General features: G+C 63.7%; 11 protein-coding genes and 1 tRNA gene. All 12 read left to right on the top strand.

Going from position 1 to position 16,250, the window contains the following annotated elements; genetic code table 11:
* The first annotated feature begins 103 nt into the window (after positions 1-103).
* Positions 104-179: transfer RNA gene (locus tag AC06FB_RS18525), tRNA-Trp, on the top strand.
* Between the two features lie 48 nt (positions 180-227).
* Positions 228-641, top strand: a complete 414-nt coding sequence (gene secE / locus AC06FB_RS18520) for a preprotein translocase subunit SecE (protein ID WP_053519951.1) — start codon at positions 228-230, stop codon at positions 639-641.
* A 10-nt stretch (positions 642-651) separates the two neighbouring features.
* The gene (gene nusG / locus AC06FB_RS18515; protein ID WP_053519952.1) at positions 652-1,215 is read left to right on the top strand and encodes a transcription termination/antitermination protein NusG; all 564 of its coding nucleotides are present in this window, start codon (positions 652-654) and stop codon (positions 1,213-1,215) included.
* A gap of 231 nt (positions 1,216-1,446) precedes the next feature.
* Positions 1,447-1,875, top strand: a complete 429-nt coding sequence (gene rplK, locus AC06FB_RS18510) for a 50S ribosomal protein L11 (protein ID WP_004145248.1) — start codon at positions 1,447-1,449, stop codon at positions 1,873-1,875.
* Positions 1,876-1,879: 4 nt separating this feature from the next.
* A complete protein-coding gene (gene rplA / locus AC06FB_RS18505) occupies positions 1,880-2,578 on the top strand; it encodes a 50S ribosomal protein L1 (protein ID WP_004154350.1) in 699 nt (232 codons plus the stop codon).
* A 388-nt stretch (positions 2,579-2,966) separates the two neighbouring features.
* Positions 2,967-3,497, top strand: a complete 531-nt coding sequence (gene rplJ / locus AC06FB_RS18500) for a 50S ribosomal protein L10 (protein WP_053519953.1) — start codon at positions 2,967-2,969, stop codon at positions 3,495-3,497.
* A gap of 63 nt (positions 3,498-3,560) precedes the next feature.
* Complete coding sequence (gene rplL / locus AC06FB_RS18495) at positions 3,561-3,929, top strand: 50S ribosomal protein L7/L12 (protein WP_053519954.1); 369 nt, start codon at positions 3,561-3,563, stop codon at positions 3,927-3,929.
* Positions 3,930-4,250: 321 nt separating this feature from the next.
* Positions 4,251-8,405, top strand: a complete 4,155-nt coding sequence (rpoB, locus tag AC06FB_RS18490; RefSeq protein WP_053519955.1) for a DNA-directed RNA polymerase subunit beta — start codon at positions 4,251-4,253, stop codon at positions 8,403-8,405.
* Between the two features lie 89 nt (positions 8,406-8,494).
* Positions 8,495-12,718, top strand: a complete 4,224-nt coding sequence (gene rpoC, locus AC06FB_RS18485) for a DNA-directed RNA polymerase subunit beta' (RefSeq protein ID WP_053519956.1) — start codon at positions 8,495-8,497, stop codon at positions 12,716-12,718.
* 333 nt (positions 12,719-13,051) lie between these two features.
* Positions 13,052-13,426 (top strand): 30S ribosomal protein S12, encoded by a 375-nt coding sequence (gene rpsL / locus AC06FB_RS18480; protein ID WP_004145320.1) that lies wholly within the window; start codon positions 13,052-13,054, stop codon positions 13,424-13,426.
* Between the two features lie 12 nt (positions 13,427-13,438).
* Positions 13,439-13,912: a 30S ribosomal protein S7 gene (gene rpsG, locus AC06FB_RS18475; protein WP_053519957.1), complete on the top strand. Its 474-nt coding sequence runs from the start codon at positions 13,439-13,441 to the stop codon at positions 13,910-13,912.
* 138 nt (positions 13,913-14,050) lie between these two features.
* Positions 14,051-16,192 (top strand): elongation factor G, encoded by a 2,142-nt coding sequence (gene fusA / locus AC06FB_RS18470; RefSeq protein ID WP_049470847.1) that lies wholly within the window; start codon positions 14,051-14,053, stop codon positions 16,190-16,192.
* The last annotated feature ends 58 nt before the right edge of the window (positions 16,193-16,250 follow it).

Genomic DNA, 16,250 nt, shown 5'->3' with positions numbered 1-16,250 from the left:
GCCTGCAGTACCGGCGGTTGCATAGCGCTGCCGGTCGCGCGAGTGGCGGGCCGGGAACCTCGGTCCGCCTTCGCCGTCTAAGGGAAGGCAAGTTTCAAAACGTACGCCAGTAGCTCAATTGGCAGAGCAGCGGTCTCCAAAACCGCAGGTTGGGGGTTCGAGTCCCTCCTGGCGTGCCATCTGCCCACCTTATCCAGCGGCTCTTGCCGCTAAAGCAGACACACCGGATGAATAGCAAGATCGAACATTCCAAGGACACCTCCGCCAGCGGTGGAGATATCGTCAAGTACGTTGCCGCATCCCTGCTGGTGCTGGCGGGTCTGTTCGTCTGGTTCTGGTTCTCCGCCGACTCCGGTCGCGCCGCCCAGCTGGGCGCGTGGGCGGGTCAGCTGCGTGCGTTGGCGGTCGTGGTCGGTCTGGTTGGCGGTATCGGCGTGTTCATGCTGACCGGCAAGGGGCGCGACACCCGCGAATTCCTCTCCGAGTCGCGCTTCGAACTGCGCAAGGTGGTCTGGCCGACGCGCCAGGAAGCCGTTCGCATGACCTGGGTCGTGATTGTCGTGGTGCTCATCCTCAGCCTGCTGCTGGGTGGCTTCGACTTCCTGATCCAGAAACTGACTCAGTGGTTCCTGAGCCGCTAAGGAGAATTGCATGAAGCGTTGGTACGTCGTTCACGCCTATTCGGGCTTCGAGAAGTCGGTGGCGCAGGCTCTGCGTGATCGCATCGTCCGTGATGGCATGGAAGAGCGCTTCGGCGACGTCCTGGTTCCGACCGAGGAAGTGATCGAAATGCGCGCCGGCCAGAAGCGCCGGTCCGAGCGCAAGTTCTTCCCGGGTTACGTGCTGGTCCAGATCGAGACCCACGAAGAGGCCGGTATTCCGCGCATCGACAACGAAAGCTGGCACCTGGTCAAGGAAACCCCGCGCGTGATGGGCTTCATCGGCGGTACCGCCGATCGTCCGCTGCCGATCGCCGATTCCGAAGCCGAGTCCATCCTGAACCGCGTTCAGGAAGGTGTCGAGAAGCCGCGTCCGAAGGTGCTGTTCGAGCCGGGCCAGATGGTCCGCGTCACCGATGGCCCGTTCAACGATTTCAATGGTGTGGTCGAAGAAGTCAACTACGAGAAGAGCCGTCTGCGCGTCTCGGTGCTGATCTTCGGTCGTGCCACCCCGGTCGAGCTCGAGTTCGGCCAGGTCGAGAAGCAGACCGGCTGATGCCCGGTGATGCTGCCGGCCACGGGCTGGCAGCCTTCAGGTCGCCCTCCCTGTTCAGACAGGGCGCCCAAAATCTGATATAGTGCGCGGCTCCCCGCTGGGAAGCCAGCAGGACGAGGCCACCGCAAGGTGGCCTTCGGCATGATTTCAAAACGCGATGCCGGGACGCGTGATTCCCGGTCCGATGGGGAGCCTGTTGTCGAAAGGCGCTAGCACCCGGAGAGTACTCACATGGCAAAGAAAGTTGTCGGTTACATCAAGCTGCAGGTGAAGGCCGGTCAGGCCAACCCCTCGCCGCCGGTCGGTCCTGCGCTGGGTCAGCGCGGCCTGAACATCATGGAATTCTGCAAGGCGTTCAACGCTGCCACGCAGAAGCTCGAGCCGGGTCTGCCGGTTCCGGTGATCATCACGGCCTACTCGGACCGTACGTTCACCTTCATCACCAAGAGCACCCCGGCCACCACCCTGCTGAAGAAGGCCGCTGGCATCTCGTCGGGCTCTAAGCGCCCGAACACCGAGAAGGTCGGCAAGGTCACCCGTAAGCAGCTGGAAGAGATCGCCAAGGCGAAGGAACCGGATCTGACTGCCGCCGACCTGGACGCCGCCGTGCGTACCATCGCTGGCTCTGCCCGTTCCATGGGCCTCGTGGTGGAGGGTTAAGAAGATGGCACAGACCAAGCGTGAGAAGGCCATCAAGGCCGCCGTCGTTCCGGGCAAGGCTTACGCCTTCGAGGACGCGATCAACATCCTGAAGAGCGCCACCAAGGCCAAGTTCGTCGAGTCGATCGACGTTGCTGTGCGCCTGGGCGTCGACGCGAAGAAGTCCGACCAGCAGGTCCGTGGCTCCACCGTCCTGCCGGCCGGTACCGGCAAGTCGGTCCGCGTTGCCGTGTTCGCTCCGGCCGGTGCCAAGGCTGATGAAGCCCTGGCCGCTGGCGCCGAAGCCGTCGGCATGGATGATCTGGCCGAGAAGATGCAGGCCGGCGATCTGAACTACGACGTCGTCATCGCGACCCCGGACGCCATGCGCGTTGTCGGTAAGCTGGGCACCGTGCTGGGCCCGCGCGGCCTGATGCCGAACCCGAAGGTCGGCACCGTTTCCCCGAACCCGGGTGAAGCCGTGAAGAACGCCAAGTCGGGCCAGGTCCGTTACCGCACCGACAAGGCTGGCATCATCCACTGCACCATCGGCAAGGCCGACTTCGCCGAAGACGCGCTGAAGTCGAACCTGACCGCGCTGCTGCTGGACCTGATCAAGGCCAAGCCGGCCACCTCGAAGGGCACCTACCTGCAGAAGGTTTCGGTCAGCTCGACGATGGGCCCGGGCGTCACCGTCGACCAGTCGTCGCTGACCCTGAAGTAATTGTTTCAAGCGGTCACGGTACTTTCGAGTGCCGTGACCGTGACATTTGAAGGCATCGCAGGCAGCCCACCGCCTGCGGTAGCCGTCAAAGACCGCAGGCGCGGTCGTGGCAGGGCCGGCGACGGGCACGGAAGCTCGATATGGCAGGGAGTCGCCGCCGGAACAGTCATGAACGCTTAATCGATTCCCCGGAATCACCCTGCGTAGATGGTGCCCTTCTGGAGTTTTTCTGGTTCACGCACGTCTGGGTTTCCCAGGTTGGCCCACTCCAGGTCTAGAACGGCCCACCCCCCGGAACATCATCCTGGTGTTCCCGGCGTCCAGGACGGATGCCGCACAGGACCGCACACGGCAGGAGCCGTAAGCGGAGTTCAATTGGAGGAGTGCAATGGCTCTCAATCTGTCCCAGAAGCAAGAAGTAGTCGCCGAGCTGGCAGACGTCGCCGCCAAGGCCCACTCCTTGATCGCAGCCGAATACGCTGGCACCACGGTCGCCCAGATGACCGCGATGCGCAAGCAGGCTCGTGAAACCGGTGTTTTCTTGAAGGTTGTCAAGAACACCCTGGCTTCGCGCGCCGTTGAAGGCACCGAGTTCGCCGTGGCCCAGGACCAGATGGTTGGTCCGCTGCTGTACGCGTTCTCGCTCGAGGAGCCCGGCGCTGCCGGTCGCCTGATCAAGGAAGCCGCCAAGGGCAACGACAAGCTGAAGGCTAAGGTCGTCGCCATCGGTGGCGAAGTGTTCCCGGCAAGCCACGTCGACGTGCTGGCCTCGCTGCCGACCCGCGATCAGGCCCTGGCCATGCTGGCCCGCGTCCTGACCGAGCCGGTCACGATGTTCGCCCGCGCCATCAAGGCTGTTGGCGAGAAGCAGGGTGGTGGCGAAACCGCCGCTGCCGAGCCGGCCGCCGAGACCGCCTGAGTTTCGACTTACCGTGGTTCCTGACGGAACCTCAACCCAGAAAATCATCCAAAGGTATTAATCATGTCCCTTACCAACGAACAGATCGTCGACGCCATCGCCGAGAAGTCCCTGATGGAAGTGATGGAGCTGGTCAAGGCCATCGAAGAGAAGTTCGGCGTCTCCGCCGCTGCTCCGGTTGCCGTGGCTGCTGCCGCTGGCCCGGCCGCTGCTGTTGAAGAGCAGACCGAGTTCACCGTCACCCTGAAGTCGGCCGGCGAGAAGAAGGTCGAAGTCATCAAGGCCGTCCGCGCCATCACCGGCCTGGGCCTGAAGGAAGCGAAGGACCTGGCCGAAGCCGGTGGCGTCCTGAAGGAAGGCGCTTCGAAGGACGACGCCGAGAAGATGAAGAAGGACCTGGAAGCTGCTGGCGCGACTGTCGAAGTCAAGTAAGCACTTCCTTTGCATCGTCATCGATTCTCGGCGATGCAGCCAAGGCTGGGGGCGTAAGCCCCCGGCCTTTGGTCGTTGTTGCAGGCCCGCGTACTGCGCGGGTGGAATCAGGCGGTAGAAAGCCCAACACGGGCTGCGGTCAAATCCCGGCACGCCAGCGCATCGCGCGGCAGCAGGGAAGTAGATGCAGACGAGTTGGCAGTTGGAAGTAGCGGGAGAAGGCGTGCTGGTGCCGGCAATACCAGCGACTTCCAACTGACAATTTCAAAGTTCCCTTCAGGGTCGTGGACGCACGGCCCGCACAACAAGGTGGAAGACCTCATGACGTCCTATTCGTTCACCGAAAAGAAGCGTATCCGCAAGGATTTCGGCAAGCAGCGCTCGATTCTCGAAGTGCCGTTCCTGCTCGCGATCCAGGTGGATTCCTACCGTGATTTCCTGCAGGAGAACATCGATCCGGCCAAGCGTGCCGATCATGGCCTGCACGCCGCGCTGAAGTCGGTCTTCCCGATCGCCAGCTACAGCGGCAATGCCGCCCTGGAGTACGTCGGCTACAAGCTGGGCGAGCCGGTCTTCGACGAACGTGAATGCCGCCAGCGCGGCATGAGCTACGGCGCCCCGCTGCGCGTGACCGTGCGCCTGGTGATCTACGACCGCGAGTCGTCGACCAAGGCCATCAAGTACGTGAAGGAGCAGGAGGTCTATCTGGGCGAAATCCCGCTGATGACCGAGAACGGCACCTTCATCGTCAACGGCACCGAGCGCGTCATCGTCTCGCAGCTGCACCGCTCGCCGGGCGTGTTCTTCGACCACGACCGCGGCAAGACCCACAGCTCGGGCAAGCTGCTGTACAGCGCCCGCATCATTCCCTACCGCGGTTCCTGGCTGGACTTCGAGTTCGACCCGAAGGACGCGCTGTTCACCCGTATCGACCGCCGCCGCAAGCTGCCGGTGTCGATCCTGCTGCGCGCGCTTGGCTACAGCAACGAAGAGATGCTGGCCGAGTTCTTCGAGATCAACACCTTCCACATCAACCCGGATGAAGGCGTCCAGCTGGAGCTGGTGCCGGAGCGCCTGCGTGGCGAAACCCTGGGCTTTGACCTCGCCGACGGCGACAAGGTCATCGTGGAAGCCGGCAAGCGCATCACCGCGCGCCACATCAAGCAGCTGGAAGCCTCGGGCATTGCGGCCCTGGCCGTGCCGGACGACTACCTGGTCGGCCGCATCCTGTCGCACGACGTGGTCGATGCCTCGACCGGCGAACTGCTGGCCCAGGCCAATGACGAGATCAGCGAAGAGCAGCTGCAGAACTTCCGCAAGGCAGGCGTCGATGCGGTCGGTACCCTGTGGGTGAACGACCTGGATCGTGGTCCGTACCTGTCCAACACCCTGCGCATCGATCCGACCAAGACCCAGCTGGAAGCACTGGTCGAAATCTACCGCATGATGCGTCCGGGCGAGCCGCCGACCAAGGACGCCGCGCAGAACCTGTTCCACAACCTGTTCTTCACCTTCGAGCGCTACGACCTGTCCGCGGTCGGCCGCATGAAGTTCAACCGTCGCGTGGGCCGCAAGGAAACCACCGGCGAAGCCGTGCTGTACGACAGCAAGTACTTCGGTGAGCGCAACGACGAAGAGTCCAAGCGCCTGGTCGCTGCCCATGGCGACAGCTCCGACATCCTGGACGTGATCAAGGTCCTGACCGAGATCCGCAATGGTCGCGGCGTGGTCGACGACATCGATCACCTGGGCAACCGTCGCGTGCGTTCGGTCGGTGAAATGGCCGAGAACGTGTTCCGCGTCGGCCTGGTCCGCGTCGAGCGCGCGGTCAAGGAACGCCTGTCGATGGCCGAGTCCGAAGGCCTGACGCCGCAGGAACTGATCAACGCCAAGCCGGTCGCTGCCGCCATCAAGGAGTTCTTCGGCTCCTCGCAGCTGTCGCAGTTCATGGATCAGAACAACCCGCTGTCGGAAGTGACCCACAAGCGTCGCGTCTCGGCCCTGGGCCCGGGCGGCCTGACCCGTGAGCGCGCCGGCTTCGAAGTGCGCGACGTGCACCCGACCCACTACGGCCGCGTCTGCACCATCGAAACGCCGGAAGGCCCGAACATCGGCCTGATCAACTCGCTGGCCGTGTACGCCCGCACCAACCAGTACGGTTTCCTCGAGACCCCGTACCGCAAGGTCGTGGACGGCAAGGTCTCCGACGAGATCGAGTTCCTGTCGGCGATCGAGGAAAACGAGTACGTCATCGCCCAGGCCAACGCCCTGACCGATGCCAAGAGCATGCTGACCGAGCAGTTCGTGCCGTGCCGCTACCAAGGCGAGTCGCTGCTGAAGCCGCCGGCGGAGGTCCACTTCATGGACGTCTCGCCGATGCAGACCGTGTCGATCGCGGCCGCGCTGGTGCCGTTCCTGGAGCACGATGACGCCAACCGCGCACTGATGGGCGCGAACATGCAGCGTCAGGCCGTGCCGACCCTGCGTTCGCAGAAGCCGCTGGTCGGCACCGGCATCGAGCGCGCCGTGGCGCGTGACTCCGGTGTGACCGTGAACGCCCGTCGTGGCGGTGAGATCGTGCAGATCGACGCTGCCCGCATCGTGGTCAAGGTGGTCGAGGAAGAGATCGTCGGTGCCACCGACGCCGGCGTCGACATCTACAACCTGGTCAAGTACACCCGTTCCAACCAGAACACCTGCATCAACCAGCGTCCGCTGGTCCAGGTGGGTGACGTCATCGCCCGCGGCGACGTGCTGGCCGACGGTCCGTCCACCGACATCGGCGAACTGGCCCTGGGCCAGAACATGCTGATCGCGTTCATGCCGTGGAACGGCTACAACTTCGAAGACTCCATCCTGCTCTCCGAACGCGTGGTGGAAGAGGATCGCTACACCACGATCCACATCGAAGAGCTGACCTGCGTCGCGCGCGACACCAAGCTGGGGCCGGAGGAAATCTCCGCCGACATCCCGAACGTTTCCGAGCAGGCGCTGAACCGCCTGGACGAGAGCGGCGTGGTGTACATCGGTGCGGAAGTCCGCGCCGGCGACATCCTGGTCGGCAAGGTCACGCCGAAGGGCGAGAGCCAGCTGACCCCGGAAGAGAAGCTGCTGCGCGCGATCTTCGGCGAGAAGGCTTCGGACGTTAAGGACAGCTCGCTGCGCGTTCCGCCGGGCATGGACGGCACCGTCATCGACGTGCAGGTCTTCACCCGCGACGGCATCGAGAAGGACAAGCGTGCGCGCCAGATCGAAGAGTCGGAGATCAAGCGCGTCAAGAAGGACTTCGACGACCAGTTCCGCATCCTGGAAGCCGCCATCTACATGCGTCTGCGTTCGCAGATCGTCGGCAAGGTGGTCAACGGCGGTGCCGGCCTGAAGAAGGGTGACGTCATCACCGACGCGTACCTGGACGGCCTGAAGAAGGCTGACTGGTTCGTGCTGCGCATGAAGGACGAGGACGCTTCGGAAGCCATCGAGCGCGCCCAGAAGCAGATCCAGGCGCACGAGAAGGAATTCGAGCGTCGCTTCGCCGACAAGCGCGGCAAGATCACCGCAGGCGACGACCTGGCTCCGGGCGTGCTGAAGATGGTCAAGGTGTTCCTGGCCGTGAAGCGCCGCATCCAGCCGGGCGACAAGATGGCGGGTCGCCACGGCAACAAGGGTGTGGTGTCCAACGTGGTGCCGGTCGAGGACATGCCGTACATGGCCTCGGGCGAAACCGTGGACATCGTGCTGAACCCGCTGGGCGTGCCGTCGCGTATGAACATCGGCCAGATCCTGGAAGTGCATCTGGGTTGGGCCGCCAAGGGCCTGGGCCGCAAGATCCAGGCGATGCTGGAAGCCCAGGCGGCCGTTGCCGACCTGCGCCGGTTCCTGGACGACATCTACAACCACGATGACACCAACGTGGCCAACCGTGTCGACCTGTCGCAGTTCAGCGACGAGGAGCTGCTGCGCCTGGCCCGTAACCTCACCGACGGCGTGCCGATGGCCACCCCGGTGTTCGACGGTGCCACCGAAGCGGAAATCAAGCGCATGCTGGAACTGGCCGATCTGCCGAGCAGTGGCCAGACCCAGCTGTACGACGGCCGCACCGGTGAAGCGTTCGATCGCCACACCACCGTGGGTTACATGCACTACCTGAAGCTGAACCACCTGGTCGACGACAAGATGCACGCGCGTTCGACCGGTCCGTACTCGCTCGTTACCCAGCAGCCGCTGGGCGGCAAGGCGCAGTTCGGTGGCCAGCGCTTCGGTGAAATGGAAGTCTGGGCGCTGGAAGCCTACGGCGCGGCCTACACCCTGCAGGAAATGCTGACGGTGAAGTCCGATGACGTGCAGGGCCGCAACCAGATGTACAAGAACATCGTCGACGGTGAGCACGAGATGGTCGCGGGCATGCCGGAATCCTTCAACGTGCTCGTGAAGGAAATCCGCTCGCTGGCCATCAACATGGAACTGGAAGACAACTGATCCATGCCGGCGCGGCGGCTCTCTCCGCCGCGCCGCTGGCAGTGACCTGAAAGCCCATCGACACAGCATTCCTCCTTCTGGAGAACACCATGAAAGACCTGCTCAATCTCTTCAACCAGCAGCGCCAGACGCTGGACTTCGACGCGATCAAGATCGCGCTGGCTTCGCCGGACCTGATCCGCTCGTGGTCCTTCGGCGAAGTGAAGAAGCCGGAAACCATCAATTACCGTACCTTCAAGCCGGAACGCGACGGCCTGTTCTGCGCCGCCATCTTCGGCCCGGTCAAGGACTACGAGTGCCTGTGCGGCAAGTACAAGCGCATGAAGCACCGCGGCGTGGTCTGCGAGAAGTGCGGCACTGAAGTGACCCTGGCCAAGGTGCGCCGCGAGCGCATGGGCCACATCGACCTGGCCTCGCCGGTCGCGCACATCTGGTTCCTCAAGTCGCTGCCGTCGCGCATCGGCCTGATGCTGGACATGACCCTGCGCGACATCGAGCGCGTGCTGTACTTCGAAGCCTACGTGGTGACCGAGCCGGGCCTGACCGCCCTGGAGCGCCGCCAGCTGCTGACCGAAGAACAGTACCTGCAGGCCCGCCAGGAGCACGGTGACGACTTCGACGCCGCCATGGGCGCCGAGGCCGTGTACGAACTGCTGCGCACGATCGACCTGCAGTCGGAGATGACCCGCCTGCGCGAGGAGATCGCCGCGACCGGTTCGGAAACCAAGCTGAAGCGACTGACCAAGCGCATCAAGCTGATCGAGGCCTTCCTGGAGTCGGGCAACCGTCCGGAATGGATGGTGATGACCGTGCTGCCGGTGCTGCCGCCGGACCTGCGTCCGCTGGTGCCGCTGGACGGTGGCCGCTTCGCGACCTCGGACCTGAACGACCTGTACCGTCGCGTCATCAACCGCAACAACCGCCTGCGCCGCCTGCTCGAACTGAGCGCGCCGGACATCATCGTGCGCAATGAAAAGCGCATGCTGCAGGAATCGGTCGATGCGCTGCTGGACAACGGTCGCCGTGGCCGTGCCATCACCGGCACCAACAAGCGCCCGCTGAAGTCGCTGGCCGACATGATCAAGGGCAAGCAGGGTCGCTTCCGTCAGAACCTGCTGGGCAAGCGCGTGGACTACTCGGGCCGTTCGGTCATCGTGGTCGGTCCGTACCTGCGCCTGCACCAGTGCGGCCTGCCGAAGAAGATGGCGCTGGAGCTGTTCAAGCCGTTCGTGTTCGCCAAGCTGCAGCGTCGTGGCCTGGCCACCACCATCAAGGCCGCCAAGAAGCTGGTCGAGCGCGAAGAAGCCGAAGTCTGGGACATCCTGGAAGAGGTCATCCGCGAGCATCCGGTGATGCTGAACCGCGCGCCGACCCTGCACCGTCTGGGCATCCAGGCGTTCGAGCCGGTGCTGATCGAAGGCAAGGCCATCCAGCTGCATCCGCTGGTCTGCACCGCGTTCAACGCCGACTTCGACGGTGACCAGATGGCCGTCCACGTGCCGCTCTCGCTGGAAGCCCAGCTGGAAGCGCGTGCGCTGATGATGTCGACCAACAACATCCTGTCGCCGGCCAACGGCGAGCCGATCATCGTGCCGTCGCAGGACGTCGTGCTGGGTCTGTACTACATGACCCGCTCGCTGGAAAACAAGAAGGGCGAGGGCATGGCCTTCGCCAACATCGCCGAAGTCAAGCGCGCCTACGACAACCGCGTGGTGGAACTGCACGCCAAGGTCAAGGTCCGCATCACCGAAGTGGTGACCGACGAGGAAGGCAACAAGCAGAACAAGACCTCGATCGTGGATACCACGATCGGTCGCGCCCTGCTGGCTGAAATCCTGCCGGAAGGCCTGCCGTTCGCGCTGGCCAACACCGAGCTGACCAAGAAGAACATCTCGCGCCTGATCAACTCCAGCTACCGTCAGCTGGGTCTGAAGGACACGGTCGTGTTCGCCGACAAGCTGATGTACACCGGCTTCGCCTACGCAACCCGCGCCGGCGTGTCGATCGGTATCGACGACATGCTGATCCCGGACGAAAAGCGCGGCATCCTCACCGAGGCCGAAGCCGAAGTGCTGGAAATCCAGGAGCAGTACCAGTCGGGTCTGGTCACCGCTGGCGAGCGCTACAACAAGGTGGTCGACATCTGGTCGCGCACCAACGAGCGCATCGCCAAGGCGATGATGGACACCATCGGTACCGAGAAGGTCGTCAATGCCAAGGGTGAGACCATCGATCAGAAGTCGATGAACTCGCTGTACATCATGGCCGACTCCGGTGCACGAGGCAGCCAGGCGCAGATCCGTCAGCTGGCCGGCATGCGCGGCCTGATGGCCCGCCCGGACGGCTCGATCATCGAGACGCCCATCAAGGCGAACTTCCGCGAAGGCCTGAACGTGCAGGAGTACTTCAACTCCACCCACGGTGCCCGTAAGGGTCTGGCCGATACCGCGCTGAAGACCGCGAACTCGGGTTACCTGACCCGTCGACTGGTCGACGTGGCGCAGGACGTGGTGATCACCGAGGTGGATTGCGGTACCACCGAAGGCCTGATCATGACCCCGATCGTGGAAGGCGGTGACGTGGTCGAGCCGCTGAAGGACCGCGTGCTGGGTCGCGTGGTTGCCGAGGACGTGTTCCTGCCGGGCAACGACGAAGATCCGATCGTCACCCGCAACACCCTGCTGGACGAGCAGTGGGTCGCCAAGCTGGAAGATGCCGGCGTGCAGAGCATCAAGGTGCGTTCGACGATTTCGTGCGAATCGGCCTTCGGTGTCTGCGCTCGCTGCTACGGCCGCGATCTGGCCCGTGGCCATCTGGTCAACATCGGTGAAGCGGTCGGCGTCATCGCCGCCCAGTCCATCGGTGAGCCGGGTACCCAGCTGACCATGCGTACCTTCCACATCGGTGGTGCGGCGTCGCGAGCTGCTGCGGTCGACAACATCACCGTCAAGACCACCGGCTCGGTCAAGTTCAGCAACCTCAAGTCGGTCGAGCATGCCAACGGCTCGCTGGTGGCAGTGTCGCGCTCGGGCGAAATCTCGGTGCTCGATGCCCACGGCCGTGAGCGTGAGCGTTACAAGCTGCCGTACGGTGCGACCATCACGTCCAAGGACGGCGATGCGATCAAGGCTGGCCAGACCGTGGCCAACTGGGATCCGCATAACCACCCGATCGTGTCGGAAGTGGCCGGCTTCATCCGCTTCATCGACTTCGTCGACGGCATCACCGTCATCGAGAAGACCGACGAGCTGACCGGCCTGGCCTCGCGCGAAATCACCGATCCGAAGCGTCGTGGTACCCAGGCCAAGGACCTGCGCCCGATCGTGCGCATCGTCGACGCCAAGGGCAACGACCTGTCGATCCCGGGCACCGATCTGCCGGCGCAGTACCTGCTGCCGCCGCGCTCGATCGTCAACCTGCAGGATGGCGCCCCGGTGGGCGTGGGCGACGTCGTCGCCAAGATCCCGCAGGAAGCCTCGAAGACCCGCGACATCACCGGTGGTCTGCCGCGCGTGGCCGACCTCTTCGAAGCGCGCAAGCCGAAGGATCCGGCGGTGCTGGCCGAGCGTTCGGGCATCATCAGCTTCGGCAAGGACACCAAGGGCAAGCAGCGCCTGATCATCAAGGACACCGATGGTTCGGAGCACGAAGAGCTGATTCCGAAGTACCGCCAGGTCATCGTGTTCGAAGGCGAGCATGTCACCAAGGGTGAAACCATCGTGGACGGCGAGCCGAGCCCGCAGGACATCCTGCGCCTGCTGGGTGTCGAACCGCTGGCGGCCTACCTGGTCAAGGAAATCCAGGACGTGTACCGCCTGCAGGGCGTGAAGATCAACGACAAGCACATCGAGGTGATCACCCGCCAGATGCTGCGCAAGGTCGAGATCACCGATCAGGGCAGCAGCAAGTTCCTGAACGGCGAGCAGGTCGAACGCCAGCGCGTTATCGAGGAGAATGCCCGCCTGTCGACCCGCAACGAGCTGCCGGCGCGGTTCGATCCGGTCCTGCTGGGCATCACCAAGGCCTCGCTGGCCACCGAGTCGTTCATCTCGGCGGCGTCGTTCCAGGAGACCACCCGCGTGCTGACCGAAGCGGCCGTGCGCGGCACCTCGGACAACCTGCGTGGCCTGAAGGAAAACGTCATCGTCGGCCGTCTGATTCCGGCCGGTACCGGTCTGGCGTACCACAGCCAGCGCCGTCGTGGCGCGTCCGGCCTCACCGAGTCGGAGATGCAGACCCTGGCCGGCACCCCGGCGGCGGTCGAGGCTCCGGCAGTGGAAGCCGAGACCGAACAGGCTGCGGGCGAGGAATGAGGTGACCGGTCCGGCCGCAAGGCCGGACCCACCTTTGCGGTAACGCCCGGGGACATGCCCGGGCGGGCTTGAAGGGCAGGGCGGCGCAGGCCGTCCGACCTGGCTGTAGCGGCAGGCGGCTCCATCCGTGGAGGGCCGGTCGAACCTGAACGGGGTACATGGAGGCCCCCCAGTAACGTTCCGGGATCAGGGACGGGCTTGACAGGACGCGTTTGACGTCGTTCCTGGCAGGTTGCTACAATCGTCTGTCTCAGCAGGCCAGAATTTTGGCCTGCTTTAACATTTCCGCATCTCTGGCCGGATTTTCCGGCCACCAATCAGAAGAACCTACTGATGGCGACGATCAACCAGCTGGTCCGCAAGCCGCGGCAAGCGACCACCTACAAGAGTGCCTCGCCGGCGCTCGACAAGTGCCCGCAGCGCCGTGGCGTCTGCACCCGTGTCTACACCACCACTCCGAAGAAGCCGAACTCGGCCCTTCGCAAGGTTGCCAAGGTCCGCCTGACCAACCAGGAAGAAGTGATTTCCTACATCGGTGGTGAAGGCCACAACCTGCAGGAGCACTCCGTGGTCCTGATCCGCGGCGGTCGCGTCAAGGACCTGCCGGGTGTGCGTTACCACACCGTTCGTGGCTCGCTCGACGCCGCCGGCGTTGCCAAGCGTCGCCAGGCCCGTTCCAAGTACGGCGCCAAGCGTCCGAAGGCCTAAGGAGAGAGCACTATGTCGCGTAAGGGTAATACTCCGCAGCGTTCCGTCCTGCCCGATCCGAAGCACGGAAGCGAAACCATCGCCCGCTTCATCAACATGGTCATGCAGAGCGGCAAGAAGTCCGTCGCCGAAAAGATCGTGTACGGCGCCATGGACGTGATCACCGAGAAGAACAGCAGCGCCAACGCCATCGAGCTGGTGCAGAAGGCGCTGGACAACGTCGCTCCGGCGGTCGAAGTCAAGTCGCGTCGCGTCGGCGGTGCCACCTACCAGGTGCCGGTCGAAGTGCGTGCCTCGCGCAAGATGGCTCTGGCCATGCGCTGGCTGATCGACTCCGCGCGCAAGCGTGGTGAGAACACCATGCCGAAGAAGCTGGCTGCTGAACTGATCGACGCCTCGGAAAACCGTGGTGGCGCCATCAAGAAGCGCGAAGAAACCCACCGCATGGCCGAAGCCAACAAGGCATTCGCCCACTACCGCTGGTGAGTTTGACGGCCTTGCAAAACAGGCAGGGCAGCACCACCTAGGTGCTGCCTCGCGGTCCCAGAAGGACTGCGCCAACCCGAAGGCCGCCGAAAGGCGGCGTTCGGCCATCCGAAATCCAAGAAATCTGAGAGGCTCCCCGTGGCCCGTTCCACTCCCATCGAGCGTTACCGTAACTTCGGCATCATGGCTCACATCGATGCCGGCAAGACCACCACGTCCGAGCGCATCCTGTTCTACACCGGCAAGAGCCACAAGATCGGTGAAGTGCATGACGGCGCCGCCACCATGGACTGGATGGAGCAGGAGCAGGAGCGTGGCATCACGATCCAGTCCGCTGCCACCACCGCGTTCTGGAAGGGCATGGACAAGTCCCTGCCGGAGCATCGCTTCAACATCATCGACACCCCGGGGCACGTCGACTTCACCATCGAAGTGGAGCGCTCGCTGCGCGTGCTCGACGGTGCGGTGTTCGTGCTGTGTGCCGTCGGTGGCGTGCAGCCGCAGTCGGAAACCGTGTGGCGCCAGGCCAACAAGTACCACGTGCCGCGCATCGCGTTCGTCAACAAGATGGACCGTACCGGTGCCAACTTCCAGAAGGTCGTCGGCCAGCTGAAGGCCAAGCTGGGCGCGGTTGCCGTGCCGATGCAGCTGCCGATCGGCGCTGAAGACAACTTCAAGGGCGTCGTCGACCTGCTGAAGATGAAGGCCATCCACTGGGATGAAGCCTCGCAGGGCATGAAGTTCGAGTACAGCGACATCCCGGCTGAACTGCAGGCGGCTGCTGAAGAAGCCCGCCAGTTCATGGTCGAGACCGCTGCCGAAGCCAGCGAAGAGCTGATGGAGAAGTACCTGGGCGGCGAAGAGCTGGCCGAGGCTGAAATCATCAACGCGCTGCGTACCCGCACCCTGGCCACCGAGATCGTGCCGATGTACTGCGGCTCGGCGTTCAAGAACAAGGGCGTGCAGGCCATGCTGGACGGCGTGATCCAGCTGCTGCCGTCGCCGGTCGATGTGCCGGACGTGAAGGGCGTGGACGTCGACGACGATACCGTCGAGATGACCCGCAAGTCGGACGACAAGGCGCCGTTCTCGTCGCTGGCCTTCAAGATCATCACCGACCCGTTCGTCGGCGCGCTGACCTTCTTCCGCGTCTACTCGGGCACGCTGAACGGTGGTGACACCGTGCTGAACTCGGTGAAGGGCAAGAAGGAGCGCATCGGCCGCATCCTGCAGATGCACTCGAACAACCGCGAGGAAATCAAGGAAGTTCTGGCGGGTGACATCGCTGCGGCCGTGGGCCTGAAGGACACCACCACCGGTGACACCCTGTGCGCCGTGGACGCCCCGATCATCCTGGAGCGCATGACGTTCCCGGAGCCGGTGATCTCGATGGCCGTCGAGCCGAAGACCAAGTCGGACCAGGAAAAGATGGGTCTGGCCCTGGGTCGTCTGGCGCAGGAAGATCCGTCGTTCCGCGTCAAGACCGACGAAGAATCCGGCCAGACCATCATCTCGGGCATGGGCGAGCTGCACCTGGACATCATCGTCGACCGCCTGAAGCGCGAGTTCAACGTTGAAGCCAACGTCGGCGCGCCGCAGGTGGCCTACCGCGAAACGATCACCCTGGCCGACGTCAAGTCGGACTACAAGCACGCCAAGCAGTCCGGTGGTAAGGGTCAGTACGGTCACGTCGTGATCGAGCTGTCGCCGATCACCGCTGAAGACCGTGCCGATCCGAAGCTGGCTCCGGCCATCAAGGACGACTTCCTGTTCATCAACGACATCACCGGCGGCGTGATCCCGAAGGAATTCATTCCGTCGGTCGAGAAGGGCCTGCGCGAAACCATCACCAGTGGCCCGCTGGCTGGCTTCCCGGTCGTGGACGTCAAGGTGAAGCTGGTGTTCGGTTCGTACCACGACGTCGACTCCTCGGAAATGGCGTTCAAGCTGGCTTCGTCGATGGCCTTCAAGCAGGGCTTCGCCAAGGCCAAGCCGGTGCTGCTGGAGCCGATCATGAAGGTCGAGATCGTGACCCCGGAGGATTACCAGGGTGACGTGATGGGCGACGTCAGCCGTCGTCGCGGCGTGCTGCAGGGTTCCGACACCACCGGTGACGGTTCGGCCAGCATCATCAACGCGATGATCCCGCTGGGTGAAATGTTCGGCTACGCCACTGCGCTGCGTTCGCAGACCCAGGGCCGCGCCACCTTCACCATGGAATTCGATCACTACGAGCCGGCTCCGACCAACATCGCCGAAGCCGTCATGAAGAAGGGCTGAGCCTCGCTCAGCCTCTCTTGAAACCACTTACGAACAATCAAGGTATATAACAATGGCA

Source organism: Stenotrophomonas sp. Steno-C15 (assembly GCF_056393265.1).
The sequence above is the reverse complement of the archived record's forward strand: the minus strand, read 5'-3'. Positions and strand labels throughout refer to the sequence as shown.